25 protein-coding genes are annotated in these 25,801 nt (G+C 69.7%); 10 read left to right on the top strand and 15 right to left on the bottom strand.

The genetic code is table 11. The features are described from left to right. Positions 1-117: 117 nt before the first annotated feature. Genes OG504_RS18190 through OG504_RS18180 form a run of 3 tightly spaced genes read right to left on the bottom strand, consistent with a single transcriptional unit; the run spans position 118 to position 3,232 of the window. Positions 118-888: an ABC transporter permease gene (locus OG504_RS18190; RefSeq protein ID WP_405990773.1), complete on the bottom strand. Its 771-nt coding sequence runs from the start codon at positions 886-888 to the stop codon at positions 118-120. A gap of 1 nt (position 889) precedes the next feature. Further along, entirely contained in the window at positions 890-1,858 is a 969-nt protein-coding gene (locus OG504_RS18185; RefSeq protein WP_405990772.1) for an ABC transporter ATP-binding protein, read from the bottom strand. A gap of 9 nt (positions 1,859-1,867) precedes the next feature. Continuing rightward, positions 1,868-3,232: an MDR family MFS transporter gene (locus OG504_RS18180; protein WP_405990771.1), complete on the bottom strand. Its 1,365-nt coding sequence runs from the start codon at positions 3,230-3,232 to the stop codon at positions 1,868-1,870. Between the two features lie 101 nt (positions 3,233-3,333). Between OG504_RS18180 and OG504_RS18175 the strand changes: the two genes are divergently transcribed. Then, entirely contained in the window at positions 3,334-3,909 is a 576-nt protein-coding gene (locus tag OG504_RS18175; protein ID WP_405990770.1) for a TetR/AcrR family transcriptional regulator, read from the top strand. A gap of 52 nt (positions 3,910-3,961) precedes the next feature. Here the strand turns inward: OG504_RS18175 and OG504_RS18170 are convergent, their stop codons facing one another. The 3 genes from OG504_RS18170 to mce form a co-directional block, all read right to left on the bottom strand. Then, positions 3,962-4,897 carry a cellulose-binding protein gene (locus tag OG504_RS18170; RefSeq protein WP_405990769.1) on the bottom strand — a complete coding sequence of 312 codons (936 nt, stop codon included), beginning with the start codon at positions 4,895-4,897 and terminating at the stop codon, positions 3,962-3,964. Between the two features lie 184 nt (positions 4,898-5,081). Next, on the bottom strand, positions 5,082-8,930 hold the full coding sequence (gene scy, locus OG504_RS18165) for a polarized growth protein Scy (RefSeq protein WP_405990768.1): 3,849 nt from the start codon (positions 8,928-8,930) through the stop codon (positions 5,082-5,084). 209 nt (positions 8,931-9,139) lie between these two features. Further along, a complete protein-coding gene (mce, locus tag OG504_RS18160; RefSeq protein WP_033285428.1) occupies positions 9,140-9,580 on the bottom strand; it encodes a methylmalonyl-CoA epimerase in 441 nt (146 codons plus the stop codon). A 149-nt stretch (positions 9,581-9,729) separates the two neighbouring features. Between mce and OG504_RS18155 the strand changes: the two genes are divergently transcribed. The 3 genes from OG504_RS18155 (at position 9,730) to OG504_RS18145 (ending at position 13,460) form a co-directional block, all read left to right on the top strand. After that, positions 9,730-10,932, top strand: a complete 1,203-nt coding sequence (locus tag OG504_RS18155) for an acetyl-CoA C-acetyltransferase (RefSeq protein ID WP_405990767.1) — start codon at positions 9,730-9,732, stop codon at positions 10,930-10,932. 43 nt (positions 10,933-10,975) lie between these two features. Continuing rightward, complete coding sequence (gene meaB, locus OG504_RS18150; protein WP_405996368.1) at positions 10,976-11,932, top strand: methylmalonyl Co-A mutase-associated GTPase MeaB; 957 nt, start codon at positions 10,976-10,978, stop codon at positions 11,930-11,932. 289 nt (positions 11,933-12,221) lie between these two features. Continuing rightward, positions 12,222-13,460, top strand: a complete 1,239-nt coding sequence (locus tag OG504_RS18145) for an MFS transporter (protein ID WP_405990766.1) — start codon at positions 12,222-12,224, stop codon at positions 13,458-13,460. Positions 13,461-13,708: 248 nt separating this feature from the next. Here the strand turns inward: OG504_RS18145 and OG504_RS18140 are convergent, their stop codons facing one another. From OG504_RS18140 to OG504_RS18120, 5 genes are all read right to left on the bottom strand, one after another. Beyond that, positions 13,709-14,185 carry a MarR family winged helix-turn-helix transcriptional regulator gene (locus OG504_RS18140; protein ID WP_405990765.1) on the bottom strand — a complete coding sequence of 159 codons (477 nt, stop codon included), beginning with the start codon at positions 14,183-14,185 and terminating at the stop codon, positions 13,709-13,711. 92 nt (positions 14,186-14,277) lie between these two features. Further along, complete coding sequence (locus tag OG504_RS18135; RefSeq protein WP_405990764.1) at positions 14,278-15,075, bottom strand: AIM24 family protein; 798 nt, start codon at positions 15,073-15,075, stop codon at positions 14,278-14,280. Continuing rightward, the gene (locus tag OG504_RS18130; protein ID WP_405990763.1) at positions 15,072-15,722 is read right to left on the bottom strand and encodes an AIM24 family protein; all 651 of its coding nucleotides are present in this window, start codon (positions 15,720-15,722) and stop codon (positions 15,072-15,074) included. Before OG504_RS18130 ends, OG504_RS18135 begins: the two co-directional genes overlap by 4 nt. A 1-nt stretch (position 15,723) precedes the next feature. Further along, positions 15,724-16,356, bottom strand: a complete 633-nt coding sequence (locus OG504_RS18125) for an AIM24 family protein (RefSeq protein WP_405996367.1) — start codon at positions 16,354-16,356, stop codon at positions 15,724-15,726. Between the two features lie 88 nt (positions 16,357-16,444). After that, positions 16,445-16,774: a DUF6191 domain-containing protein gene (locus OG504_RS18120; RefSeq protein WP_405990762.1), complete on the bottom strand. Its 330-nt coding sequence runs from the start codon at positions 16,772-16,774 to the stop codon at positions 16,445-16,447. Positions 16,775-16,897: 123 nt separating this feature from the next. Here OG504_RS18120 and OG504_RS18115 point away from each other — a divergent pair, with 123 nt between their 5' ends. Together OG504_RS18115 and OG504_RS18110 are read left to right on the top strand one after the other, a co-directional pair. Next, positions 16,898-17,242: a DUF3817 domain-containing protein gene (locus OG504_RS18115; protein ID WP_405990761.1), complete on the top strand. Its 345-nt coding sequence runs from the start codon at positions 16,898-16,900 to the stop codon at positions 17,240-17,242. After that, positions 17,239-17,532, top strand: a complete 294-nt coding sequence (locus OG504_RS18110) for an MTH1187 family thiamine-binding protein (protein ID WP_405990760.1) — start codon at positions 17,239-17,241, stop codon at positions 17,530-17,532. Before OG504_RS18115 ends, OG504_RS18110 begins: the two co-directional genes overlap by 4 nt. A gap of 113 nt (positions 17,533-17,645) precedes the next feature. Here the strand turns inward: OG504_RS18110 and OG504_RS18105 are convergent, their stop codons facing one another. The 3 genes from OG504_RS18105 to OG504_RS18095 are packed head-to-tail and all read right to left on the bottom strand — an operon-like array spanning position 17,646 to position 19,679. Further along, a complete protein-coding gene (locus OG504_RS18105) occupies positions 17,646-17,915 on the bottom strand; it encodes a hypothetical protein (RefSeq protein WP_405990759.1) in 270 nt (89 codons plus the stop codon). An 8-nt stretch (positions 17,916-17,923) separates the two neighbouring features. After that, positions 17,924-18,592 carry a hypothetical protein gene (locus tag OG504_RS18100; RefSeq protein WP_405990758.1) on the bottom strand — a complete coding sequence of 223 codons (669 nt, stop codon included), beginning with the start codon at positions 18,590-18,592 and terminating at the stop codon, positions 17,924-17,926. A 31-nt stretch (positions 18,593-18,623) separates the two neighbouring features. Next, positions 18,624-19,679, bottom strand: coding sequence for a phosphotransferase (locus OG504_RS18095; RefSeq protein WP_405990757.1), 1,056 nt, complete (start codon positions 19,677-19,679; stop codon positions 18,624-18,626). A 238-nt stretch (positions 19,680-19,917) separates the two neighbouring features. Between OG504_RS18095 and OG504_RS18090 the strand changes: the two genes are divergently transcribed. Both OG504_RS18090 and OG504_RS18085 read left to right on the top strand, forming a co-directional pair. Beyond that, positions 19,918-21,702 carry a glycosyltransferase family 2 protein gene (locus OG504_RS18090; protein WP_405990756.1) on the top strand — a complete coding sequence of 595 codons (1,785 nt, stop codon included), beginning with the start codon at positions 19,918-19,920 and terminating at the stop codon, positions 21,700-21,702. Between the two features lie 3 nt (positions 21,703-21,705). Beyond that, positions 21,706-23,661: a galactose oxidase-like domain-containing protein gene (locus tag OG504_RS18085; RefSeq protein WP_405990755.1), complete on the top strand. Its 1,956-nt coding sequence runs from the start codon at positions 21,706-21,708 to the stop codon at positions 23,659-23,661. Between the two features lie 29 nt (positions 23,662-23,690). Here OG504_RS18085 and OG504_RS18080 read toward each other — a convergent pair whose 3' ends face one another. Further along, positions 23,691-24,683, bottom strand: a complete 993-nt coding sequence (locus OG504_RS18080) for a glycoside hydrolase family 6 protein (protein WP_405990754.1) — start codon at positions 24,681-24,683, stop codon at positions 23,691-23,693. A 198-nt stretch (positions 24,684-24,881) separates the two neighbouring features. Here OG504_RS18080 and OG504_RS18075 point away from each other — a divergent pair, with 198 nt between their 5' ends. Both OG504_RS18075 and OG504_RS18070 read left to right on the top strand, forming a co-directional pair. Next, positions 24,882-25,391, top strand: a complete 510-nt coding sequence (locus OG504_RS18075; RefSeq protein ID WP_405974060.1) for a MarR family winged helix-turn-helix transcriptional regulator — start codon at positions 24,882-24,884, stop codon at positions 25,389-25,391. Between the two features lie 67 nt (positions 25,392-25,458). Next, positions 25,459-25,797, top strand: coding sequence for a DUF3817 domain-containing protein (locus OG504_RS18070; RefSeq protein ID WP_318018875.1), 339 nt, complete (start codon positions 25,459-25,461; stop codon positions 25,795-25,797). The last annotated feature ends 4 nt before the right edge of the window (positions 25,798-25,801 follow it).

Genomic DNA, 25,801 nt, shown 5'->3' with positions numbered 1-25,801 from the left:
CCATCGAAAGGATCAGGACAGCAGGGCACACGCCCCCGTAAGGGTTAGGAGGATATCGGGGCGCTGACGGTTCCGCCCAAGAGAAAGTAAAGCAACGCCCGAAGTCGAGACCCCGAGTCAGGCGTCCCGGCGCTTCAGAAGGACGTAGGCGCCGACGAGCGAGGCGAGCACCCACAGGGCCATGATCCCGAACCCGCCCCAGGGTCCGTACGGCGCCGAGTCGTCCACCGGCGTGACCACCTGCATGATCTTGCTGCCGGCCTGGTCGGGCAGGTACTGGCCGATCTTCTTCGTGGCGGAGACGTTGCCGAGGATGTTGGAGATCAGGAAGAAGAACGGCATCAGGATGCCCAGCGACAGCATCGGCGAGCGCAGCATCGAGGCGACGCCCATGGAGAACAGCGCGATCAGGGTCATGTAGAGCCCGCCGCCGATCACCGCGCGCAGCACGCCCGGGTCGCCGATCTCCGCCTTGTGGGAGCCGAGCATCGCCTGCCCCAGGAAGAACGTGAGGAAGCTCGTCACCAGGCCGACCACGAGACACAGCCCCGCGGCCACCGCGATCTTGCTGAACAGGAAGGTGCCGCGCTGCGGGACGGCCGCGAGCGAGGTGCGGATCATGCCGGTGCTGTACTCGTTCGACACGACCAGCACCCCGAACACGATCATCGCGAGCTGACCGAGACTCATCCCGGCGAAGCTGATGAACGTCGGGTCGAAGGACAGCTTGTCCTTGGCGCTCATGTCGTCGAACTGGCTCTTCGACAGCGCCGAGATCAGCATGCCGAGCCCGATCGTCACCACCACGGCCAGCGAGAGCGTCCACACCGTCGACGCGACGGAACGGATCTTGGTCCACTCCGAGCGGATGACCTGGGTCGCCGCCATGTCAGCCCTTCTTCCAGCCGTCGCCCCAGCCCTGCTGCGGAGCAGGTGCCACGGGGGATGGTGCGTCGGAATGCGCGTGGTACTCCACCGACTCCGCGGTCAACTGCATGAACGCCTCCTCCAGGGAGGCCTGTTGGGGACTCAGCTCGTGCAGCACGAGCTGGTGCGACGCGGCCAGCTCACCGATCTGCTCGGACTTGGCCCCGTCGACTTCGAGGACCCCGCTGCCGGACTCGACCACGGTGATCCCGGCCTGGTGCAGCACGTCGAGCAGCCGCTCGCGCTGCGGGGTGCGGATCCGGACGTACGACCGCGAGTTCTGCTGGATGAAGTCCGCCATGGAGGTGTCCGCGAGGAGCCGGCCCTGGCCGATGACGACGAGGTGATCGGCCGTCAGCGCCATCTCGCTCATCAGGTGCGAGGAGACGAAGACCGTACGGCCTTGCGCGGCAAGGGACTTCATCAGGTTGCGGATCCAGTGGATGCCCTCGGGGTCGAGGCCGTTGACCGGCTCGTCGAACATCAGGATCTCCGGATCGCCGAGCAGCGCGCCGGCGATGCCGAGCCGCTGGCCCATGCCGAGAGAGAACCCCTTGGCCTTCTTCTTCGCGACGGCGGTGAGCCCGACGGTGTCGAGTACTTCGTGCACCCGGGCGTTCGAGATGCCGTTGCTCTGCGCGAGACACAGCAGGTGGTTGAAGGCGCTGCGGCCGCCGTGCATGGCCTTGGCGTCGAGGAGGGCGCCGATGTACTTCAGCGGGTCCTTGAGCTGGTCGTAGTGCTGGCCGTCGATGCGCACGTCCCCGGCGGTCGGCCGGTCGAGACCGAGCATCATGCGCATGGTCGTCGACTTGCCGGCGCCGTTCGGGCCGAGGAAGCCCGTGACGATGCCGGGTCTGACGGCGAAGGTGAGGTTGTTGACCGCCACCTTGTCGCCGTACCGCTTTGTCAGCCCCGAGAGCTCGATCATGCGGCCACGCTAAGACGGGCGTTCGGCGGATGCCACCCGAACGGGCAAACAGAGTCCGACAACGCAGGCAACAACGGTGAACGCCGTCGCCCAGGCGAACGCGTGCGGGAACGCCGTGCTGCCGTGCCCGTGCGCGAGGACCGTCGCCAGTACGGCGGTGCCCACGCTGCCGCCGAGCTGCTGCACGATCCGGACGGTGGTGCTCGCGTGCGGGATACGGGCCCGGTCGAGACCTTGGTACGCGCCCACCATGACCGCCATGTTGGCCGCGCTGACCCCGAGCCCGCGCACGACCAGCGCGCCGAGCAGCAGGCCGGCACCGGGGTGCGGGAGAAGGAAGGGGAGGGTGCCCAGCGCGCACAGCAGCATGCCCGCCACGGTGACCGGGCGCGGCCCGAGCCGGTCGGTCAACGGTCCGGTGACCCGGGCCAGCAGACTGCCGAGACCCTGCGGCGCCAGCAGCAGCCCGGCCGCGATCACGCCCTCGCCGCGCGCCTGTTGGTAGTAGAGGGGGAGCAGGAACATCCCGCCGAACAGGGCGAGCCCGTTCAGGAACGTCAGGATCGAGGAGACGGCGAACGCGCGGTCCCGGAACAGCCGTAGATCCACGAGGGGTTCGCGGACGCGCAGCGCGTGCCGGGCGAACAGGGCGATCAGTACGGCGCCCACCGGGATCGCCGTCGCGCGGGCGGCGCCGGTCTCGGACAGGCCGTAGACCAGCGTGGCGAGGCCGGGGGAGAGGAGCAGGAGGCCGGTCAGGTCCAGGCGGTGGCCGGGGCGCGGGGTGTCCTTCGGGACGCCGCGCCAGGCCAGGGCGAGGGCCAGGAGGCAGACGGGGAGGTTGACGTAGAAGATCCAGCGCCAGCTGAGGTGGCCGACGATCAGGCCGCCGACGACCGGGCCGAGGATCGGTACGACCATGGCGGGCAGGGTGATCACCGCCATCAGGCGGCCGAGGCTGCGGCCGCCGGCGGCGCGCATGACCAGGGTCTGCAGGACGGGCAGCAGCAGTCCGCCGCCGACTCCCTGGACGACCCGGAAGGCGATCAGCGAGCCGATGCTCCAGGCGAGCCCGCAGAGGAGCGATCCGGCGAGGAAGAGGACCAGCGCGCCGAGCCAGACGCGGCGGGAGTCGAAGCGTTCGACGGCCCAGCCGGAGACCGGGACGACCGTGGCGAGGGCGAGTAGATACGCGGTGCTGACCCATTGCAGGCTCGTCGTGGAGGCGCCCAGGTCGTGGCCCAGGGTGTGCAGGGCTATGGAGACGATCGTGCTGTCGAGGAGCGGGGCGAGGGCGCCGAGGACGAGGATGCCGGCGAGTTTGCGGACGGCCGGGTCGAGGTGTTCGGCGGGGCGGACGGTGGTGTCGGGCATGGCGGTTCCCCCTTTAGAGACGCTGCGTCTCTAAAGGGCCACGATAGGCTGGACCCGATAAGAGACGCAAGGTCTCCTAGTAGGAGTTGGGGGTGCCGGTGATGGCCGCAGAGCAGACGCGGCGGCGCGGGGCCGCGCTGGAGGCCGACATCCTGGACGCCGTGTGGGAGGAGCTGGCCGAGGTCGGTTACGCCCGGCTCACCATGGAGGGCGTCGCGGCCCGGGCCAGGACCGGCAAGCAGGTCCTCTACCGGCGCTGGGCCAACCGCGCCGAGCTCGTCAAGGCCGCCATGCCGCACCGCACCGGCTTCATCGTCGACCAGCTGCCCGATACCGGGGAGCTGCGCGCGGACGTGCTGACCCTGCTGCGGCTGATGGTCGTGCGGCAACGGGAGATCGGGCCCGATGTCATCCGGGGCCTGCTGGCGGAGGCGCCCGACCTGGACCCGAAGGTGTTCGGGATCATGCACGACATCCTGCTGACGCTGCTTCAACGGGCCGTGGAGCGGGGCGAGATCCCCACTGCCGACCTGCCCCGACGGGTCGTCACCGTCCCGGCCCAGCTGCTGCGCTACGAGATGGTCATCTCCCGCGACCCGGTCGCCGACTCCGCGCTCGTCGAGATCGTGGACGACGTGTATCTGCCGCTGCTGGCGGGACACGGCGGACACGGCTGAGGCCCGCACCCCCGAAGGGAATGCGGGCCTCAGCCGTGTGGCAAACGCTTGCTCAGCGGGACTGCTGAGCCGGAACTCCACGAGAGATCGGCTCTTCCTCGACCGGGGAGCTCGCGGCGGCCACCGCGGCTCCGGTGAGGGTCGCGAGCATCTCGCGCACGTTCGTCAGCTGGGCGTTGATGCTGTCGCGACGGTTCGTCAGGGCGGCCAGCTCGCGCTCGGACTCCGAACGGATGCGGTCGGCCTTGGCGTTGGCGTCGGCCACGATGTCCTCGGCCTGGCGCTGAGCCGTCTCCACCGTCTGACGGGCGCGACGCTCCGCGTCCGTACGCAGCTTCTCGGCCTCGAGCCGGAGCTGCTCCGCGCGGTGCTCGATCTCCGCGAGGCGCTTCTCGGCCTTCTGCTGACGCGACGCCAGATCGCGCTCGGACTGCTCGCGACGCTTGGCGAGGTTCGTCTCGAAGTCGGCGGCGGCCTGCGCGGCCTTGGCGCGGGTCTCCTCGAAGAGGGCGTCGGCCTCCTCGCGCTTCTGCTGCGCGTCCTTCTGAGCCTCGCCACGCAGCTGGGCGGAGTCGCTCTTGGCCTTCTCGACGATCCGGACGCCCTCGTCCTCGGCCTTGGACTTGCGCTCCGCAGCGAACGATTCTGCGTCGTTGCGGACCTGCTGGGCAGCGGACTCCGCGAGTTCGCGGTGCTGCTCGGCCGCGCGCCGTGCCTCCTCGCGCAGATCCTTGGCCTCTTCCTCGGCGAGGCGGAGGATCTTCTCGACCCGCGCGCCGAGGCCGGCGTACGACGGCTCGGCGTCGCTTACCTGGGCCGCGGCGTTCTGCGTTTCGAGGTGGAGCTCCTCGATGCGCTTCTCGAGAGCGGTGATACGGGCCAGAGCGCTGTCACGGTCGGAGACGAGCTTCGAGATGCGTTCGTCCACCTGAGCGCGGTCGTACCCACGCCGCACAAGCTCGAAGCCGTAGGGGGAAGTGTCGCTCATGGGGTTCCTGTCGAATGAGACCGGTGAGGTGATAGGTGGAATCCTAGGGGCCGAAGCGGTGTGTCATCGAGCGGATACGTGTTTGATCTGGAGAATGACACCTCTTTTGAGTGGCTAACCGTCCGACCGCTTGCCAAAGACCGGGTCAAAGGCCCCAGAACACCCCTAACCTCACAGGGGTTTCTTAACCTTCGACAGACTTGCCACCCGAACGAGTTGCGCCCGCCGTGGCTGCCGCCTTGACCCCGCCGTCCTTGGCCGCTGTCGGGGCCTCGAAAGACTCCAACGCTTCCAGGACGTCCTGGACACGGGAGATTTCGGCGTTGATGTCCTCGCGGCGGCGGACGAGCACTTCGAGGTCGCGCTTGCCCTCCTCGACCGTGCGGCGGGCCTCGCGGATCGCCTCCGCCTTCAGCTCCTCGGCCTCGCGGATGAGCGTGGACTTCTTCTGCTCGGCCTCCTTGAGGAGACCCTCGGCCTTCTTCACGGCGGCGATACGGACCTTGCCCGCCTCGGAGTTGGCCTCCGAGACCAGCTCCTTGGCCTTCATCTGGGCCTTGCCGAGCTGCTCCTCGGCCGCCTTGATGAGCGCGTCGCAGCGGTCGCCGGCCGACTTCATCGTCTCGGCGGACTCACGGCGGGCCCGCTCGTGCAGGTTCTCGATCTCGGCCGTGATGCGGTCGCGCAGCTCCTCGGACCGCTCCCTTATGGCGGTGGCGTCCCGGCGCGCGCCGACCAACAGCTCGTCCGCGTCCGTACGGGCCCGCTCCACCCGGGAGTTGCCCTCGACCGTGCCCTCGGACACCAGCCGGTCCGCCTCGGTGCGGGCCGCGCCGACCATCGAGTCGGCCTGTGCCTCGGCGTCCGCCGTGGTCTTCTGCGCCTGCTGCTGGGCCTCGCTGAGCAGTTTGTCGGCCTCGGCCGCCGTCTCCGTGATGAGGGTGTCGACCTGCTCGGCCGCCTCGGAGCGCCGTTTGTTGGCCTCCTTGCGGGCCTCGTCCAGCGTCCGCTCGGACTCCTCGCGCGCCGCCGAGGTGACCCGCTCCGCGTCCGCCTCCGCGTTCGCCTTGAGGCGGGCGGCCTCGCTGCGGATCCGCTCGGAGTGCTGCTGCGCGGAACCCACCGTGTCGGCGGCCTCGGCCCGCAGCCGCTCCGCGTCCCCGGTCGCGTCCGCGATGAGTTTCTCGGCCTTGGCCACGGCCTCGGACCGCACTCGCTCAGCCTCGTTGATGGTCTCCGTCTGGAGCCGCTCCGCCTCCGCCGTCACCTCGGTGATGAGGGTGTCGGCCTGCGTCGCCGCGTCCGAACGGATCCGGTTGGCGTCCTCGCGGGCGTCCGCCCGGGCCCGCGCCGCGTCCTGGTCGGCCTGCGCGATCGTGTCCGAGGCCTGCGTACGCACCTGCTGGGCGTGCTCGGCGGACTCCGACCGCAGCCGCTCCGCCTCCGCGATCGCGTCCGAAACGGTGCGCTCCGCAAGGGCCTTGGCGGCGTCCGTCTCCTCGGCCGCCCGGCGCCGGACGCGGTTGGCGTCCTCGGTGGCCCGCTCCCGCTCGCTGTACGCGTCGGCGCGGACCCGGTCCGCCTCCTCCTGCGCCTCGCGCCGGGTGCGGTCCGCCACGTGCTCGGCGGCCGACCTGATCCCGGCGATCTCCTCCTGCGCCTGCTCGTGCAGCCCGGCGACGGACTCCCGTACCTGCTGGGCGTGTTGCTCGGCGCCCGACACCATCTCGGTGGCGCGCCGGTCGGCCTCCTCGACCAGCCGTACGGCCTCGGACTGCGCCTCCTCGACGCGGTTGCGCGCCGAGGCCAGCAGCTCCTCGCTCTGCTCGCGGGCCCGCTCGCGCTCCTGCCCGGCCTCCTCACGGGCCGACCCGAGCAGCTCCTCGGCCTCACGACGACGTCGTACGGCCTCCTCCTGGGCGGCGGCCAGCGTCTCGGACGCCTCCGTGGCCAGCCGCTCGGCGGCGGCCTGCGCCTCCGCGCGGACCCGGTCGGCGGTGTCCTGCGCCTCGGTCTTGAGCCGCTCGGCCTCCGCGGACGCCTCGGACCGCAGGCGTACGGCGATGGCCTCGCCCTCGGCGCGGGAGGCGGACGCGTCGGCGGCGGCCTCGTTGCGCAGCCGGTCGGCCTCCGCCTCGGCCTGTGCCTGGAGGGAGCGGATGCGGTCGGCGGCCTCGCCGCGCAGCCGCTCGGTCTCCTCGGCGGCCTCGCGGCGGATCCGCTCGGCCTCCTCGCGGGCGTCGGTGAGCGCCTGCTCGGCAGCGGCGAGCCGCTCCTCGGTCTCCGTGTGCAGCCGCGTCAGGCCCTCGGCGGCCTCCTCGCGGCGTGCCTCTATGGCCCGCTCGGTCTCGTCGCGCAGGTCGCGGGCGGCCTGTTCGGCGTCGGCCTTGATGCCCTCGGACTGCTCGATGACCTCGGAGCGGTGCCGCTCGGCCTCCTTGCGGGTGCGGTCGAGGGTCTCCTCGGCCTGCCGGCGCAGGGTGGTGGCGCGCTCGATGGCCTCGGTGCGGACCTTCTCGCTGTCCGTGGTGGCGGTCTGGCGCAGCTCGTCGGCGTCCGCGCGGGCCTTGGACAGCAGTTCCTCGGCGGTCTTGGCCGCCTCCTCGATCTGCTGGACGGCCTCACGGCGGGCCTCGGCGCGGATGCGCTCGCCCTCGCCGACCGCGTCGGCGCGCAGCTGCTCGGCCTCGCCGCGCAGCCGGCGCGCCTCCTCCTGCAGCTCGACCGTCTTGGCCCGGTACTCCTTGGTGTCGTCCTTCGCCGCGCCCTTGAGGCCCTCGGCGATGTCGTGCGCCTGGGCGCGCAGCCGGTCGGCCTCGGCCTCCGCCTCGGAGCGGATCCGCTCGGCCTCCTCGGTGGCGGCCTTCGTGGTGTTCTTGGCCTCCTCGGACGCCTTGTCGAGGACGTCCTCGGCGGTACGGGCGGCCTTCGCGAGCTGGGAGGCGGTCTCCTCGGCGGTGAGGCTGCGCGCGTTCTCCTCGGCCTCCGCGACGATCTTGTCGGCCTTGGCCTGGGCCTCGGCGACGACCTGCTCGGCGTCCGACTTGGTGGACTCGGCCTCCTTGGTGGCCTCCGTCACCAGCCGGGCGACCTGCTCCTTCGCCGTACGGGTGCGCTGCTCGTTGGCCGACTCGGCGCTCGCGAGGGCCTTGGCGGCGGCTTCCTTCGCCTCGGAGAGGACCTTCTCCGCCTCGAGGCGCGCCTCGCGCAGTGAGGTTTCGGCCTCGGCCATGCGGGTCTCGGCGGCCCGGCTCAGCTCGGTGGCCTGACGGCGGGCGGAATCCGACTCGTTGACCGTGGAGCTGCGCAGCTGCTCGGCGTGGTCGGTGGCCTCCTGGGCCTGCGAGGACGCCGCGTTCAGCAGCCGCTCGGCGTCCGTGCGGGCGCGGCGCAGCAGCTGCTCGGCCTCCGCGCGGGCCGCCTCGGCGTCGATCTCCAGCCGCTGGCGGGCCTCGGTGGCGACGCGCTCGGCCTCGGCGCGGGCGGCGGCCAGCGCCTGCTCGGCCTCGGCGCGCGACTCGTCCACGAGCCGGCGGGCCTGCGACTCGGAGCGGGCGCGGAGCTGCTCGGCCCACGCCACGTTCTCGTTGACGTGCGACTCGACGGTCTGCCGGCGCTCGGCCAGCTCCTGGTCGAGCTGCTGGCGCCGGGTCACGGCCTCCGTGTGCAGCTCCGCCTGGAGGCGCGCGGCCTGCTCGGCGTGCTCCTGGAGGATGCGCTGGGTCTGCGCGCGGGCCTGGCTCAGCTCCCGCTCGGCGTCCTGCCGCAACTGGTCGGCCTGGACCTGGGCATTACGAAGCATCTGCTCGGCCTGATAGCCGATGTCACCGCCGTCGTAAGCCGGTCGGGACATGAGGGTGCGGCGCGCCTCGTGCAGCTTGGCGCGCAGCACCTCGACCTGGTAGCCGAGGTCCTCGGCATGCTGGATCGCCTTTTCCCGCTCGGTCTTCAGCCGCTCCATCTCGGCCTCGAACCGAGAGAGGTGGTCGACGTCAGCCGCCGGCTCTCGCTCCTGGCGTTCGTAGCCCCGCACTGCGCGGTCCCATCCGTCCCCTGGTCGCGGTTTACTCCAACGAGCGCCGTCCATCCACCGAACGGTGCTCCCGGGGAATGGTGTCAGATCAACGACGGAGCATGGGCTGCTGCCCGACGCTCGCCCCCCGAAACCCGGACCCCGGCATGCCGTTGCCCTGGTTGCGAGCGACGACCGACCCCAACCCTACCGGCCCATATGTACGAGGGTCAGTGCTCAGGTGACTCAACAGGCGCCGAAGTGACCAGTTCTGTCAGTACGCCATGGCAATCCTTTGGGTGCAGGAACGTGATCCGGGACCCCATGGAACCGCGCCGGGGCTCCTCGTACAGAACGCGTACGCCCTTCCCGCGGATGTCCTCGGAGTCGGTGTCGACGTCCGCCGTACCGAAGGCGATGTGGTGGACGCCCTCCCCGTTCTTGGCCAGCCACTTCCCCACGGCGGAGTCCTCGCGGGTGGGTTCGAGGAGCTGGAGGTAGGAGGCGCCGCCGTCGTCCGTGTTGTTGATCTTCAACATGGCCTCGCGCACGCCCTGCTCCTCGTTGACCTCGGAGTGGAACACCTCGAAGCCGTACGTGGCCCGGTAGAACTCGACTGTCTTGTCGAGGTCGAAGCAGGCGATCCCGATGTGGTCGATTCGCGTCAGCATGTATGTAGTGCAGCGCTCACGCGATGGTTACGCAACGTGCGCGCGATCACACCGACGGCCCGATGACGGGGCGGACTACCGCTCAGTACATTTCAAGTAAACCCTCGTTCACTCCTCAGCTGAAACACGCTGGAAGGGGATCGCACCTCATGTCTGGAACGAACAGCACGACCTCGGTGATCGTCTCGGGCGCCCGGACGCCCATGGGACGCCTGCTGGGCTCCCTGAAGTCCTTCTCCGGAGCCGATCTCGGCGGCTTCGCGATCAAGGCCGCCCTCGACCGTGCGGGTATCGGTGGCGACCAGGTGCAGTACGTGATCATGGGCCAGGTGCTCCAGGCCGGGGCAGGGCAGATCCCGGCACGCCAGGCCGCCGTCAAGGCGGGCATCCCCATGAGCGTCCCCGCGCTCACCATCAACAAGGTGTGCCTCTCGGGCCTCGACGCCATCGCGCTCGCCGACCAGCTCATCCGTGCAGGTGAGTTCGACGTGATCGTCGCGGGCGGCCAGGAGTCCATGACCAACGCCCCCCACCTGCTCCCCAAGTCCCGTGAGGGTTACAAGTACGGCGCGATCGAGATGCTCGACGCGATGGCCTACGACGGCCTGACCGACGCCTTCGAGAACATCGCGATGGGCGAGTCCACGGAGAAGCACAACACGCGCCTGGGCATCGCCCGCCCCGAGCAGGACGAGGTCGCCGCCCTGTCCCACCAGCGGGCGGCGGCCGCCCAGCAGAACGGCGTCTTCGAGGCCGAGATCACCCCCATCGAGATCCCGCAGCGCAAGGGCGAGCCGGTCGTCTTCAGCAAGGACGAGGGCATCCGCGCGGAGACCACGGTCGAGTCGCTCGGCAAGCTGCGCCCGGCGTTCACCAAGGACGGCACGATCACCGCCGGTACCTCCTCGCAGATCTCGGACGGTGCGGCGGCCGTGGTCGTGATGAGCAAGACCAAGGCGCAGGAGCTGGGCCTGGAGTGGATCGCCGAGATCGGCGCCCACGGAAATGTGGCGGGACCCGACAACTCCCTCCAGTCCCAGCCCTCGAACGCGATCCTGCACGCCCTCAAGAAGGAGGGCCTGGAGGTCGAGAGCCTCGACCTGATCGAGATCAACGAGGCCTTCGCCGCCGTGGCGGTCCAGTCAATGAAGGACCTCGGGGTGTCCACGGAAAAGGTGAACGTCAACGGCGGCGCCATCGCCCTGGGCCACCCCATCGGCATGTCGGGCGCCCGGCTCGTCCTGCACCTGGCCCTGGAGCTCAAGCGGCGCGGCGGCGGGGTCGGCGCGGCGGCGCTGTGCGGCGGCGGCGGTCAGGGTGACGCGCTGATCGTGCGGGTACCCAAGGCCTGAGCAGCAGTACCTTTTCGCACATCCGCAAGGGATCGGAGCCGTGATGCAGGACGTCGCCTCGCTGGTGGCCCAGGCCAGGGAAGGCCGGCCGCGGGCCGTGGCCCGGCTGATCTCCCTGGTGGAGGGGGCGTCCCCCCAACTCCGGGAGGTCATGGCGACCCTCGCACCGCTGACCGGCGGGGCCTACGTCGTGGGTCTCACGGGATCGCCGGGCGTAGGCAAGTCCACGTCCACGTCCGCGCTGGTCACGGCGTACCGCAAGCAGGGCAGGCGGGTCGGCGTCCTGGCCGTCGACCCGTCCTCGCCGTTCTCCGGCGGCGCCCTGCTCGGCGACCGCGTTCGGATGTCGGACCACTCCTCCGACCCCGGCGTCTACATCCGCTCGATGGCCACCCGCGGCCACCTCGGCGGTCTGGCCTGGTCCGCACCGCAGGCCATCCGCGTCCTCGACGCGGCGGGCTGCGACGTGATCCTGGTCGAGACGGTCGGGGTGGGCCAGTCGGAGGTCGAGATCGCCTCCCAGGCGGACACTTCTGTCGTGCTCCTGGCCCCCGGGATGGGCGACGGCATCCAGGCGGCGAAGGCCGGAATCCTGGAGATCGGCGATGTCTACGTCGTCAACAAGGCCGACCGCGACGGCGCCGACGCGACCGCCCGCGAGCTGAACCACATGCTCGGTCTCGGCGAGTCCCGCGGCCCCGGCGACTGGCGCCCCCCGATCGTCAAGACGGTCGCCTCCCGCGCGGAGGGCATCGACGAGGTCGTGGAGGCGCTGGAGAAGCACCGGGCGTGGATGGAGGAGCACGGTGTCCTCGCGGAGCGCCGCGCGGCCCGGGCGGCCCGTGAGGTCGAGACCATCGCGGTCACGGCCCTGCGCGCCCGCATCGGCGACCTGCACGGAGACCGCCGGTTGAGCGCGCTCGCGGAGCGGATCGTGGCGGGGGAGCTGGACCCGTACCGGGCGGCGGACGAGTTGGTGGCGGGGCTTACACAGGGGTGACGTGTATGTGGGTGCGGGGCGCCTTCCCGGCTGCCGGGTGCGCCTGCACGGCGCGTGCGGGTCGGTTGTGGCCGGTCGCGTCCCCGAGGGCGCCGGCCGACGCCGGTGTTGACGATGCCTGCTCGGAAAAGCCTTGGTCAACCCCCGCCCCCCGCTGTTAAGTTGCCCCACGTGTTCCTCCTCTTGGCATAGGGCCCGCCCGGCCCGCGCACGGCAGACACCAGTCGCATCGCCGTCGCGCGGCGCACAGGCGTCCCCTTCTCCTGCCTCCAGTTGAGGAACATCTCGCATGTCCGCGTCTTCTTCCACGCCGGCTTCGGCGTGCCCTTCGTATGCCGCCGTACTCCAAGTCCCGTACGCCCGCCGCACGTTCACCGCGGCGCTGGTCGGCCGTCTGTCGTACGGAATGGTCTCCCCGGCGGTCCTGCTCGCGGTGGTCCGCGCAACCGGCTCCTACGCCGCCGCCGGCACGATCATGGCCGTCTTCGGCACCGCGACCGTCCTCCTCCTGCCCCTGCGCGCGGCCCTGGTCGACCGCCACGGCCCGCGCCGCGCCCTCCTCCCCATGGCGATGCTCTACGGCGGTCTCCTGTGCGTCCTCGCGGCGGTGAGCTGGAGCCCCGGGACGCCGGAGGTGGTGCTGGGTGCGGTGGCCGCGCTGACGGGTATGTGCGCGCCCCCACTTGGACCCACGATGCGCTCCGTGTGGGCCGAACTCGTCGGTGACCGTGGGCTGTTGCAGCGCGCGTACAGCCTCGACGGCGTCGCGGAGGAACTCCTGTACGTCATCGGCCCGTTGGCGGTCGGCGCGCTGCTGACCTTCGCTCCACCGGCTGCCGGGGTGCTGCTCAGCGCGGCCCTCATCGTGACCGGGACGATCGCCTTCGTCATGTCACCGGCGCTGTCCGGAGTACGCGTATCCGCGGGCGCCGGGCGGGGGTTGAGGACGGCCCGGGTTCGTGGGCTGCTCGGTCCGGTGGTCGTGGCCGGGGGGATGGGGCTCGCGTTGAGTGCGGTCTCTCTGTTGGTGATGGCGTTCGTGGGGCAGCGGGGGTACGGCGACGATGTCGTGCCCTGGGTGCTGGCGGCGCTGTCGGCGGGCAGTGCGGTGGGTGGGCTTCTGAACGGGGCGGTCAACTGGCGTGTGGTCGCGCGGGTTCGGTTGTCCGGGGCCGCGTTGGGGCTCGGGGTGGTGTTGGCCGCGGCCGGGTTTGCCTCGGGGGTGTGGTCACTCACCGTGGCTGTGGGGTGTGCGGGGGTCTTTGTGGCGCCGGCGCTGACCACGGCGTATCTGCTCGCCGATGAGGTGGCTTCGCCGGAGGCGCGGACGCAGGCGGGGGCGTGGGTCAACATGGCGGTGAACGCGGGGAGTTCGGGTGGGTCGGTGGTGACGGGGCTGCTTGTGGGGCGGCTGCCGTTGGGAGTTTGTTTCGTGGTCGCCGGGGTGGTGGTGGGGGGTGCGGGGGTTGTGTCTTGGCTGCCGGTGTGCCGTGGCCGGTCGCGCCCACGCGGCGGAGCCGCAAATTGATACAGCCCCGCGCCCCTAAAAGGCGGACGTTGTCCTGCACCGGATTTCAGTGGACCCGGCCTCATGACGAGGTCGGAGCAATTCGGCCTGTCTTACGCCTAATCAGTGCAGGTCGGCATAATTCGATCCGCCCAGGGCCTCGTCAACGCAGGTCGGCAATATTCAGCCCGTCCGGCGTTTGAGGACGAGGCCCGTTCAGGGCCGACGGGGGTCTGGGGGCGGAGCCCCCAGACGGCCCGCTCACGGCGTCAGGGGCGTCCCCGCTGGCCCCGCAGATGTTCCGCGATCGGCTTCAGGGTCTTGCTGAGGTCCGACAGGCCCTCGGGGGTGACGAGGTCGATGAAGTGCCGGCGTACGGATGCCACGTGGTGGGGCGCGACCTTCTTCATCGTCTCCAGGCCGTGATCGGTCAGCACCGCGTACAGCCCCCGGCGGTCCGACTCGCAGTTCTCCCGGCGGACCAGATCCGCGTTCTCCATGCGGGTGATCTGGTGCGAGAGGCGGCTCTTGGACTGGAGGGTCGCGGCCGCGAGGTCGCTCATCCGCAGTCGTACGCCCTCCGCCTCGGAGAGGTTCACCAGGATCTCGTAGTCGTTCATCGTCAGGCCGAACGGCTGCAGGTCCTTCTCGAGTTGGTACGTCAGCAGCCTGTTGACCTCCAGATGGGTGCGCCAGGCGCACTGCTCCTCATCGGTCAGCCAGCGCGTGGCCGTCTCGGTCTCCATGAATGAAGTCTACCTAAAATGTTGAAAGGCGAACTAGTGAGGGTGGCGTGACGGCGCGCACACGTTCGACGTCACACTCCGCAGACTACCGCTCACAGCCCGAAGCGACGCTGGAGGTCCCCCAGCTGTCCGGGAAGGCGCGGTGCGCCCGCCTGCTGTGAGGGGCCTGTGGGAACCCCGCCTCCACTCGGTACCCCCGGCTCGTGCGGCACGACCCCTGTGGCCTGCTCGGGCATCAGGTTCTCCGACGACTGGAGCAGCACCGTGCCCGCCCCGACGAACTCGAACTGGTGCTCCTCCCCGGAGGCCCCGCCGATGCCCGTCATCGCACGTAGGCCGCCCATCAGGCCGGTCATGTACGCGTGGTCGTAGTGATGGCAGGGGGAGGGACAGTCGGCCCAGCCGACCAGGGCCTGCGGGTCCACCCGGATCGGGGGTTCCACGAACACCACCGGGCCGCTCGACGCGGCCACGATCTTGCCGGTTCCGATGAGTGTCAGAAACCCGGGAACAATCGACTGCTTGAGAGCGAGACTTGGCTGAAAAGCGAGCAGGTTGCCCGAGCGAATGGTCATGTTGGCGTCTTCGAGGTCGTACGCGTTGACATCGAAGGCCCGGTCGGCGAGCAGCATCTTGCCCGAGCCGTCCGCCACGACCCAGTCGCTCGCGTGCAGAGGCGAATGGAAGGACGTACGGACAAGTCGGTCGAGTCGCCCGTGCCCGATGCCGTTGAACTCCATCGAGCCGTAGTAGGCGATCATCTTCCCCTTCTGCAGGAACCACTGGCTCCCCTTGAGCTCCACGCAGAAGGTGTACTTGTTGACGTTGTCGTCGACCGGGAGGGTCATCGGGTCGAAGACCGTGGGGCCGGACCCCGCGTACTGGCTCACAGCTTCTCCTCCGACGCCTGGACGTACACCGCGCCGTTGCCGCTCAGCTCCAGCTGGAAGGCCTCGCCGGAGCCCCGGCCCACCATGTCGCGCCAACCGAGCGCCGTGGACAGCTTGTTGCGTACGTCGCCGTGGTGGGCGACGTAGGCCTGCGGGTCGACGTGGACCGGACGACCCGGGGTGATCGGGACCTCGAAGACACCGCCGTGGGCCATCACGGCGACCGAGCCCTGCCCCTGGAGCGTGGTCGTGAACAGGCCCTGGCCGGTGACCTGGCCGCGGACCATGCCCATGACGCCGCCCTGGGAGCCCATGAACATCGTGCCCTGCTGGAGGGTGCCCTCGAAGGCGAGGAGGCGGTCGGCCTCCACGTAGAGGGTGTCCCCGGTGAGGTTGATGATCTGGATGTGGTGGCCGCCGTGACCGAACATCACGGTGCCGCTGCCCTCGACGGTCATCAGGGGGGTCGCCTCGTTCGCCACCCGGCGCCCGAGCATCGACATCACACCGCCCTGGCCGCCCTGGATGTTGGGCGTGAAGGACACGTCGCCCTTGTAGGCGAGCATCGCGCCGCGCTGGCTGTACAGCCGCTGGCCCGGCATGACCGTGGCCTGGATCATCTTCGAGTTGATCTCGGTGAACGCCATGTCACACGTCCCCCGCGATCGTGTTCCGCTCACTGGGCTGGACGTAGACGAGTCCGTCGCCCTCGAAGCGGATCTGGAAGGCCTCGCCGCCGCCCTCCCCGAAGAACGTGCGGAAGGTCACACCGGACTGGAAGGACTGCTGCAGGTTCCCCTGGTGCGCGATGTACGCGCCGGGGTCGACGGTCAGCGGATACTGCCGGCTGACCCGCAGCACCACCGCCGGACCGTCCGACATGATCGCCGCCTGGCCGTGGCCCTCGACGGTCGTCGTGAACAGCCCGTTGCCCTGCGAGGCGCCGCGCAGCCCGGTGAACGTGGTCCCCGTCCGCAACCCCGCGTCGGTCACGAGCAGATTGCTCGACTCCACGTACAGCTTGTCCCCCTGGAGATTTACGAGGTTGATCTCGGAGGCCCGGTCCGCGAACCAGCACGTCCCCTGCCCCCTCACCTCCATCACCGTCATCTGTTCACCGGTGAGCCGCCGGGTCACCATCCCCCGGATGCCCTCACCGCCGCCGCTCATCTTCTTGAAGGCCATCTGCCCGTCGTACGCGACCATCGAGCCGTTCTTCGCCTTCACGGCGTCCCCGGTCATGTCGACGGCGAGCACCTTGCTGCCCTGGAGCCGAAACATCGCCACGCTGCGAAGGTAGCCGGAGGGATGCGGTCGAGGACAGGGCCTGTGGGTGGAGAACGACCCTGACCTGCCCCCTGAGGGCGGCCTATGGCGTGTCGCGGGGTGCGTTCGCGGTCAGCCGGATGACGGCGGTCCCCGCGCGCAGGTCGACGGTCGACCAGGGCGGGTCCCCGTCCTCCTCGTCGTCCCGCATCACCAGCGCGCTCTGGCGTTCCTTCAGCTCGGTCTGCTTCCCCGGGGACAGGCTCGCGTGCAGTTGCTCGAAGCCGGTCGCGGATATCTGGCCCTGCCGGCCGGAGTTCCGCCAGGGGAGCATTCCGGCGCGGCCCATCTTCAGGAGCAGCTGGTCGAGGAACGCGAGCGCGGTCAGCAGGACCACCAGCCCGGGCAGCGTCATGAAGAAAACGAACTGCACGGGCACTCCCGGGGGCTCGGCTGCGGACCCCCAGTCTCGGCTCGCTCAGCCGTTTGCCACAATGGGTGAACGTTTGTGCTCGCGTTCACAAACTGTGGACGTCTCCCTCACCGAAGGTGACCTGTGGACATCAAGACCGCCACCGCCATCCGCCGCCTCCGCCTGGTGTCGGCCCCCGAGGCCGTGTCCTTCCTCCTGCTGCTCGTCTGCTCGGTGCTGAAGCGGACCACGGACTTCAACGCGGTGCCCGTCATGGGCATGGTCCACGGTGTCCTCTTCATCCTCTACGTCCTTTTCTGGGCCGACGCCTGGAACCGCACGAAGTGGGGTGCGAAGACCGCGGCCTTCTACTTCATCCTCTCCGTGCTGCCCACCGGCGGCTTCTTCGCCGAGCGCAAGCTCAAGCGCGAGGCCGAGAACGCGGTCATCGCCTCCCGCGCCCGCCAGGAAGGGGTCGTGAACGCATGATCGTCGCCTTCTCCGTGACGCCCCTCGGTGTCGGCGAGGACGTGGGGGAGTACGTCGCCGACGCCGTCCGCGTGGTCCGCGAGTCCGGCCTGCCCAACCGCACCGACGCGATGTTCACGTCCATCGAGGGCGAGTGGGACGAGGTGATGGACGTGGTCAAGCGCGCGGTGGCCGCCGTCGAGGCCCGCGCCCCGCGCGTCTCCGTCGTCCTCAAGGCAGACATCCGCCCCGGCGTGACGAACGGCCTCACGTCCAAGGTGGAGACGGTCGAACGACACCTGGCGGAGTAGCGGGAGCGCCGTCCGGCGAGGCGGGCCGGGGAGGCCGTAGGAGTCGAGAAAGCCGGGGGTTGCCCACCGCGTACGCGGCGATCTCCCCGACGTACAAGTCGATCCAAGTCGATCTACTCCGGCTCTTCCCGCTTCCCGGCCCGGGACAGCGCGGCCCCGGCATCCTCGAAGTCTGGGGAGCGCGCATGGGAGCCAGGACTTGAGACCTTCTCCCGCCACGACAAGCACCCCTGTACGACGTTCCGCCCGCGCCCCAGGTACATCACCGCCGACCCGAGACCGGCGATGGACGGGTTCACGTCGTAGGCGGCGAGCTTGCCGACGTACCGGTCGGGCCGGTCCAGCCCTTCCCGCTCCCAGCCCGGGACAGCGCGCCCCGACATCCCCGAAGTCAGGGGAGCTGCGGGAGCCAGGGCTCGATGCCCTGCCCCACCGCCCCCAGCACCTCGCCCGGAGTCAGCTCATCGGCTCGTTCCACCACGACGAGTCCCCACCCGTGCCGCCGCACCGCGTCGAGCGTCACCTCCCGCTCGCGTCTCAGGTACGTCACCGCCGACCCGAGGTCTGACACGGGCGGGTTCACCTCGTACGCGGCGAGCTTGCCGACGTACCGGTCGAGCCACTCCGGTCCCTCCCGTTCCACGGCCCGGGACAGCGCGACCCCGGCATCCCCGTCGAGGAAGACCACGGCCGTGCGGACCGGTGCCAGCACGCGCGTGAGATCGGCCATGAACGCGTCGATCACCTCGTCGTCGTGGCCCATCGCCAGCAGCGTCGGTACGAACGGCACCAGTGCGTCCGCGACCGCCACATCGTCGTCGCCCGCCAGAATCGAAGCGACAAACCGCTCCGTCGCCGCGACCAGCGTCTCCAGCGACACAGTTCCCGTCGCCCCGAACTCCTCCGCCACCGCGCCGAATTGAGGCCGACTCAGGATCTCCTCCTCGCGGAAGTGATCCACCCGCAGCCCCGCCCCGGCGAGCGACCGGGACAGCCCGGCGCACAGCGTCGACTTGCCGATCCCGGGAGCCGCTCCCCATATCGACACCAGAATCGTCATCCCCAACTCCCCACCCCGGCCCCGAAGTCGCTCACCACACCTGCCCCACCGCCGCACTCAACCGCGACACCACCCCCAACTCCGGCACCCAACCCATCGCGGCGACCACCTGCCCGCTCCCGAACTCCCGCTGCGCCGCCGTCACCGCCGGGTCGATCGCGCACTCGGCCTGTACCCGCACATAGTTCAGCGCGGTGGCGAAGAGCATCGAGAACGACCGCGGACCCTGTACGACGGCACGCCCCCCGGCGCTCCGGTACGCCCGCGCCACCCGCACGCCCGCCTCCACGTCCCCCTCGTTCCCGCCCGACCACGCGAACAGGGCGCGGGCCAACTCCCGTTCCGCGGAAGCGGATCCGGCGTTGTCCCAGTCGAGGAGGACGGGACCGTCCGGGCCGACCAGGACGTTCTGGGGTTGCAGGTCGAGGTGGGACGTCACCAGGTCGGCGGGGTCCGACGGGGTCACCCAGGACGCCAACTCCCTTGCGGAGGTGGCGATGAAGCGGCCCAGCTCGTCCGCCCACGGCATCCCCGCCCGCCGGACCTCCGCGTGCAGCGCCGCCCACTCGTCGTCTCCCGGGCACCGTTCGTACCAGGAACTCGGCAGCTCCCTCTCGCCCTCGCCCGCCCGGTGCAGCAGCGCCATGGTCCGCCCGAACCAGTCCAGGACCTCCGGGTCGGACACGTCCGCCGGGGTGCCGTGGATCCAGTCGTACAGCTTGATGTGGGAGCCGGCGGACGGGCTGGAACCGGAGCCGGGGCCGGAGCTGGAATCGGAGCTGGCGCCGGAGTCGGCGTCCAGGTACGAGACATACGCCCCCTCCCGATTCGGCATCAGCCGCGGCGACGCGATCCCCAGCCTCTCCGAGGCCTCCCGTAACGCGGCCTCCCGGCGGACCTGGTCCTCGTCGCAGCCGAAGAGGAGTTCCTTGACGGCCCACGAGGACCTCGACCCCGCGCCCGACTCCTCTCCGTCGCCGGACAGCTTCCAGATCTGCCCCAGCGCGCCCCGGGTGACGGGCGCCAACGTCCACGGTCCGGCGCCGAGCGCGTAGGTCTCGGCGATGAGATCTGCGGTGTCGTGCATGCGGATGCCTTTCGGAGGGCTGGAGATCACCAACGGCGGCATTCTCTCCGAGCCGCTCTCCAGTCGGGGCTCGGCCGGGGTTCGGCCGCCGGAGTCAACTCCCCACCCACCTGGACGCACCCAGTTCGACACGCCCCCATATCTCCACTTGTGTGTGGGTATCGGCCCGGTCGATCTTCGGAACCCAGCGGTTCCTCGGACCCGGGCGTCGATCACTCCTCAATCATTGGAGGGCGCTGTGCGGCCGGAGGGCTACGACTACGACACCTACAGCCGACTGGCCGGACCGCTCACCGAGCCGTCCGGTGCGTCGTACCAGGTGCAGTACACCTCGCTCCTCTCGCGCGAGCCCCACCGAATACGCGCTGTCCTCCTGATGAGCCTCGCCCCGGTGCTCACCGCCGCCCTGCTCGTCTATCTCGTCTGGCCCTCCCACTGGGTCGAGCGCGAGGGCGGTCAGGAGTGGATGGTCGGGCTCGACGTCACGATGCTGATAGCCATCGGCCTCATCGAGCTGTTCATGGTCGTCAACGTCGCCTCCGTCGCCCACGCCACGCTGGTCGCCCGCGACCCGATCCCCGTCGTCCCCGCCCCCGGCACCCGCGTCGCCTTCCTCACGACGTACGTCCCGGGCAAGGAACCTCTGTCCATGGTCCGCGCGACTCTTGAGGGCGCGGTCAACGTGACCCACACCGGGCCCGTCGACGTGTGGCTCCTCGACGAGGATGACGACGAGCAAGCCAAGGCCCTGTGCGCCGAGTTGGGCGTACGGCACTTCACGCGGCACGGAGTTCCCGAGTGGAACCGCCCCAAGGGTGTCCACAAGGCCCGTACGAAGCACGGGAATTACAACGCCTGGATCGCGATGCACGGCGGCGACTACGAGTTCTTCGCCTCCGTCGACACCGACCACGTGCCGCTCCCCAACTTCCTTGAGCGGATGATGGGTTACTTCCGCGACCCGGACGTCGCCTTCGTCGTAGGACCGCAGGTGTACGGGAACTACCACAACCCCGTCACCAAGGCCGCCGAGTCGCAGCAGTTCCTCTTCCACGCGCTGATCCAGCGCGCCGGAAACCGCTACCGGGCCCCCATGTTCGTCGGCACCAACAACGTCGTACGGATGGCAGCCGTCAAGCAGATCGGCGGGCTGTACGACTCCATCACCGAGGACATGGCCACCGGGTTCGAACTCCACCGGCATCGCAACCCGTTGACCCGTACGCACTGGCGGTCCGTCTACACGCCCGACGTGCTCGCCGTGGGGGAGGGGCCGGCCTCCTGGACCGACTTCTTCACGCAGCAGATGCGGTGGTCGCGCGGGACGTACGAGACGCTGATCAAGCAGTACTGGAAGGCGCCGTTCACGATGCCTCCGGGGCGGCTGTTCTCGTACACGATGATGCTCGTCTACTACCCGATGACGGCCGTCAACTGGCTGCTGGGCATCATGAGTTGCTTCCTGTTCCTGTGGTTCGGGGCGTCCGGTACGCAGGTCGCCGCGTCGGTGTGGCTGATGCTCTACAGCGATGCCGCGGCCCTTCAGATCGGGCTGTATCTGTGGAACCGGCGGCACAATGTCTCCCCGCACGAGCCGGAAGGGTCGGGTGGGCTGGCGGGCATGGCGATGTCCGCGCTCTCCGCGCCCATCTACCTCAAGTCCTTCGGTGAGGCGCTCATCCGTCGGCCGAGCCGGTTCGTCGTCACTCCCAAGGGCGGTGACGCCAGTCCGGACCGGGTGATGACCTTCCGGATCCATCTCTTCTGGGCGATCCTCCTGGCGACCTCGCTGGCCGGGTCGGTCGTCCTCGACCACACCCACGCGGCCATGCGCACCTGGGCGGTCCTCGCGATGGTCATCTCCCTTGCCCCGCTGGGGGTCTGGGTCGGCTCGCTGCTCAAGGAGCGCCGGGAACGCCGGTCACTGCTCGGCGGCGCGCGGACCCTCGACACCGCCGAGCCCGCGCTCGCCACCACCGGGGCCGGTGCGTCCGTCTCCAGCACCACGACAGGGGGCAACTAGACCATGGCCTTCCATCCGTCCCAGAAAACCAGGAAGACCGTCCTCGGCATCGGAGGCATCGCAGTCCTGGCCGGTCTCAACGCCCCGGCCGCCCTCGACTTCGCCGGCGAGCAGTACCACGAGTACAAGATCACGCGGCCCGACTACATGGCCAAGTACGGCTCCTGGGACCAGATCGACATCCCGAAGAAGTACCGGACCAACGCCATCCACGCCTCGCTCCTGCACACCGGCAAGGTGCTGATCGTGGCCGGGTCAGGCAATGAGCAGAAGAAGTTCAACGCCGGTTCCTTCGACACCGTGTTGTGGGATCCGAAGGCCAACACCTTCAAGAAGATCCCGACCCCGGTCGACTTCTTCTGCGGCGGACACAGCCAACTCCCCAGCGGCAACCTGCTGGTGGCGGGCGGTACCGCCCGCTACGAACTCCTCGACGGCGAGGTCAAGCGGGCCGGCGGCGGGATGCGCGTCAAGAACGAGAGCCCGAACAAGGCGATGTTCCTCAAGAAGGGCACCGTCTTCCGCTCACCGGCCGGCGTCGACTACGTCAGCAGGTTCGACGTCACCGTCCCCAAGGCCAAGCGCGAGTTCAAGGTCACGTACAACGCCCGTGGTGTGATGCAGCCCTGGCAGACCAAGGTCACCGCGAGCGAGGTCCGCGTCTTCGTCGAGGCCGCCGAGGCGGGCCCGATGTCGGTCACCGAGAACCAGGCCCAGTACGACATCGTCGGCCTCAAGGGCAAGGACGCGAACAACACGTACGGCCTCTCCGAGAAGATCACCCTGGAGAAGCAGGACTACCAAGGCATCCGCGCCGCCTACGAGTTCGACCCGAAGGCCGAGCGGTACATCCCCGTCGACCCGATGGAGAAGGCCCGTTGGTACCCGACCCTCGTCGGCCTCGACGACGGCCGCGTCCTCGCCGTCTCCGGGCTCGACGACGTCGGTGTCATCGACCAGGGCGACAACGAGATCTACGACCCGAAGACCAAGAAGTGGACCCCGGGCCCCAAGCGCTACTTCCCCACCTACCCGGCCCTCTTCCTCACCAAGGGCGGCAAGCTCTTCTACCCGGCCTCCAACGCCGGGTACGGACCCGCCACCAAGGGCCGTGAGCCCGGGCTCTGGGACCTGAAGACCAACAAGTTCACCAAGGTCGCCGGGCTGCGCGACCCCGACGAGACCGAGACCTCGTCCTCGCTGCTCCTGCCGCCCGCGCAGGACCAGAAGGTGATGATCCTCGGCGGCGGAGGCGTCGGCGAGTCCAAGAAGTCGACCCCGCGCACCGCGGTCGTCGACCTCAAGCAGGACAGCCCCGTCTTCAAGGACGGCCCCGATCTCCCGCAGGGCACGCGGTACTTGAACAGCGTGATCATGCCGGACGACTCGGTCTTCACCACCAACGGCTCCTCGGACTACCGCGGCCGCAGCGCCAGCAACATCTTCAAGGCGCAGTTCTACGACCCGAAGGGCAACGCCTTCCGTGAGGCCGCCGCCCCGATGGTCGGCCGCAACTACCACTCCGAGGCACTGCTGTTGCCCGACGGCAGAGTCGTCACGTTCGGCTCCGACCCGCTCTTCGACGACCAGGCCAACACCAAGCTGGGTCACTTCGAGCAGCGCATGGAGATCTTCACCCCGCCCGCGCTGCACAAGAACGGCGGCAACAGGCCCGTACTGCAGGACGGTCCGGAGACCCTGGACCGGCACCACCGCGCGACCTTCCGCACCGACCACCCCGACCGGGTCGTCAAGGCCCGCCTGATGCGCCCGAGTTCGGTCACGCACACGACGGACGTCGAGCAGCGCTCCATCGAACTCGGCCTCGTCAAGGACGGCAAGTCGGTGACGGTGGACGTCCCGAACGACCGGGCACTGGTGCCGCCCGGCTGGTACATGCTCTTCGTGACGGACGCCCAGGGCACGCCGTCGGAGGCCAAGTGGATCCAGGTGCAGTGAAGTTGACCGTGGCCAACTGAAGTGCCTTGCTACGCCTTGGAGTTGCGCGCCAGCTCCAAGGCGTACTCCGGCCACCACTGCCCGGCGTCGGGACCGCCCTCACAGGTGCCGTCCGAGGCGCCGGGCCGCTTGATCCACAGATAGGCGTCCAGGGACTGCTCGCCGGTGTCGGTGGTCGGCCGGGTGCCCAGGCCGCGGCCCGGCGGGTTGCACCAGGCGCCGTCCAGCGGGCCGTTGCCGTTGCGGCTGGTGTCGACGACGAAGTGCTTGCCGCCGAGATCGCGCGACAGCTGGACGCCGTACTTCTTCGTCACCGCGTCCGTCTGGAAGTTGGACACGTTGAGCGAGAACCCGTCGGCCTCCTCGACCCCGGCCCGCTTCAACGGCTCCACGAGCTTCGAAGAGTCCCGGATCCAGGCCGGGTTGCCCGCGTCGAGATACACCTTCGTGCCCGACTGCTGCTTCAGCCGGACGACCGCCTCGCTCAGCAACTGCTCCCGCTCGCCCTGGTATTCGCCGGGCGTGCAGCCGTCCACCATGTGCGCGACGGCATCGGGTTCGAGCACGACGACTGCCTTCGCGTCACCCAGCGCCTCGGCGAACTTCCCGATCCACGCGCGGTAGGCATCGGCGTCCCCCGCCCCGCCGGCCGAGTGCTGACCGCAGTCGCGGTGCGGAATGTCGTACGCCACGAAGAGAGACGTACGACCCTCCTGGCGCGCGGCCGCCGTCGCCGACCTGATCACCGGGCCGGGGTCGATCTCACCGGCCGGCCACAGGGCGGTCGGCTCGTCGGCGATCCGCTTGAGCAGGGCGGCGTCCTGCTTGCGCCCCTCCCGCTCCCACATCTGGATCTGCTCGGCCGCCGGGCTCGCCGGGTCGACCCAGAAGGTCATGTCGCCCATCGGCCCCTTGGACCGGGCACCGGCGACGGAGGCCTCGTCGACGTCGGACGCGGACGAACAGCCCACCGCGAGCCCGAGGACCGCGAGCGCCGCGAACGTGCGGATCAGCCGGGACATGCTGCTCCCTTGCGCGAGGGTGACATTCAGTGACAATCAGTCAGTAATCCTGGCACAAGGCGCACGGCCCGCTCCGACGCGACACCGGGCACACGGGTACGACTCCGCGGCGCCTCGCGGAACTTCGCGGCCACCTCCCGCGACCGATGGGCGAGACGGGGCTGACCACGATGTGACCGGCCGGTAAGGTCTGGTGCCGTGTCAAAGCCGCTCAGCCTTCCTTTCGACCCCATCGCCCGCGCCGACGAACACTGGAAACAGCGCTGGGGAAACGTGCCGTCCATGGCCGCCATCACCTCGATCATGCGGGCCCAGCAGATCCTGCTCGCCGAGGTCGACGCGGTCGTCAGGCCGTACGGACTGACCTTCGCGCGCTACGAGGCACTCGTGCTGCTCACCTTCTCCAAGGCGGGCGAGCTGCCGATGTCCAAGATCGGCGAGCGGCTCATGGTGCACCCCACGTCCGTGACGAACACCGTGGACCGGCTGGTCAGATCCGGGCTCGTCGCCAAGCGCCCCAACCCCAACGACGGCCGCGGCACCCTCGCCTCCATCACCGACAAGGGCCGCGAGGTCTGCGACGCGGCCACCCGCGACCTGATGGAGATGGACTTCGGTCTCGGCGCCTACGACGCCGAGGAGTGCGGGGAGATCTTCGCGATGCTGCGGCCGCTGAGGGTCGCCGCGGAGGACTTCGACGAGGAGTGACCCGGGGGCTCGGGCGGCGGCCGACCCGGGGAAAGATCGCCCGGAACGGGTGGTTACGCTCGTCCTCATGAAAAAGAGCGTGTTCACCCGCTACCGCGTTTTGGCGTACACCACGGGTGTGCTGCTGGTCCTGCTCTGCCTGAGCATGATCGCCAAGTACCTCCTGAAGATCGACGGCGCCGGGAGCTTCACCGAGGTCGTCGCCATCGCGCACGGCTGGCTGTACGTCGTGTACCTGCTCTTCGCCTTCGACCTGGGCTCCAAGGCGAAGTGGCCGGTCGGCAAGCAGCTCTGGGTGCTCCTCGCGGGCACGATCCCGACGGCCGCGTTCTTCGTCGAGCGGAAGATCAGCCACGAGCTGGAGGGGCACTTCGCCGAGCCGGCTCCGGTCGCCGCGAAGGTCTGAGCCG

Origin of the sequence: Streptomyces sp. NBC_00986, from assembly GCF_045162565.1 — a bacterium.
In the GTDB taxonomy this organism is placed as follows: Bacteria; Actinomycetota; Actinomycetes; order Streptomycetales; family Streptomycetaceae; genus Streptomyces.
The sequence above is the reverse complement of the archived record's forward strand: the minus strand, read 5'-3'. Positions and strand labels throughout refer to the sequence as shown.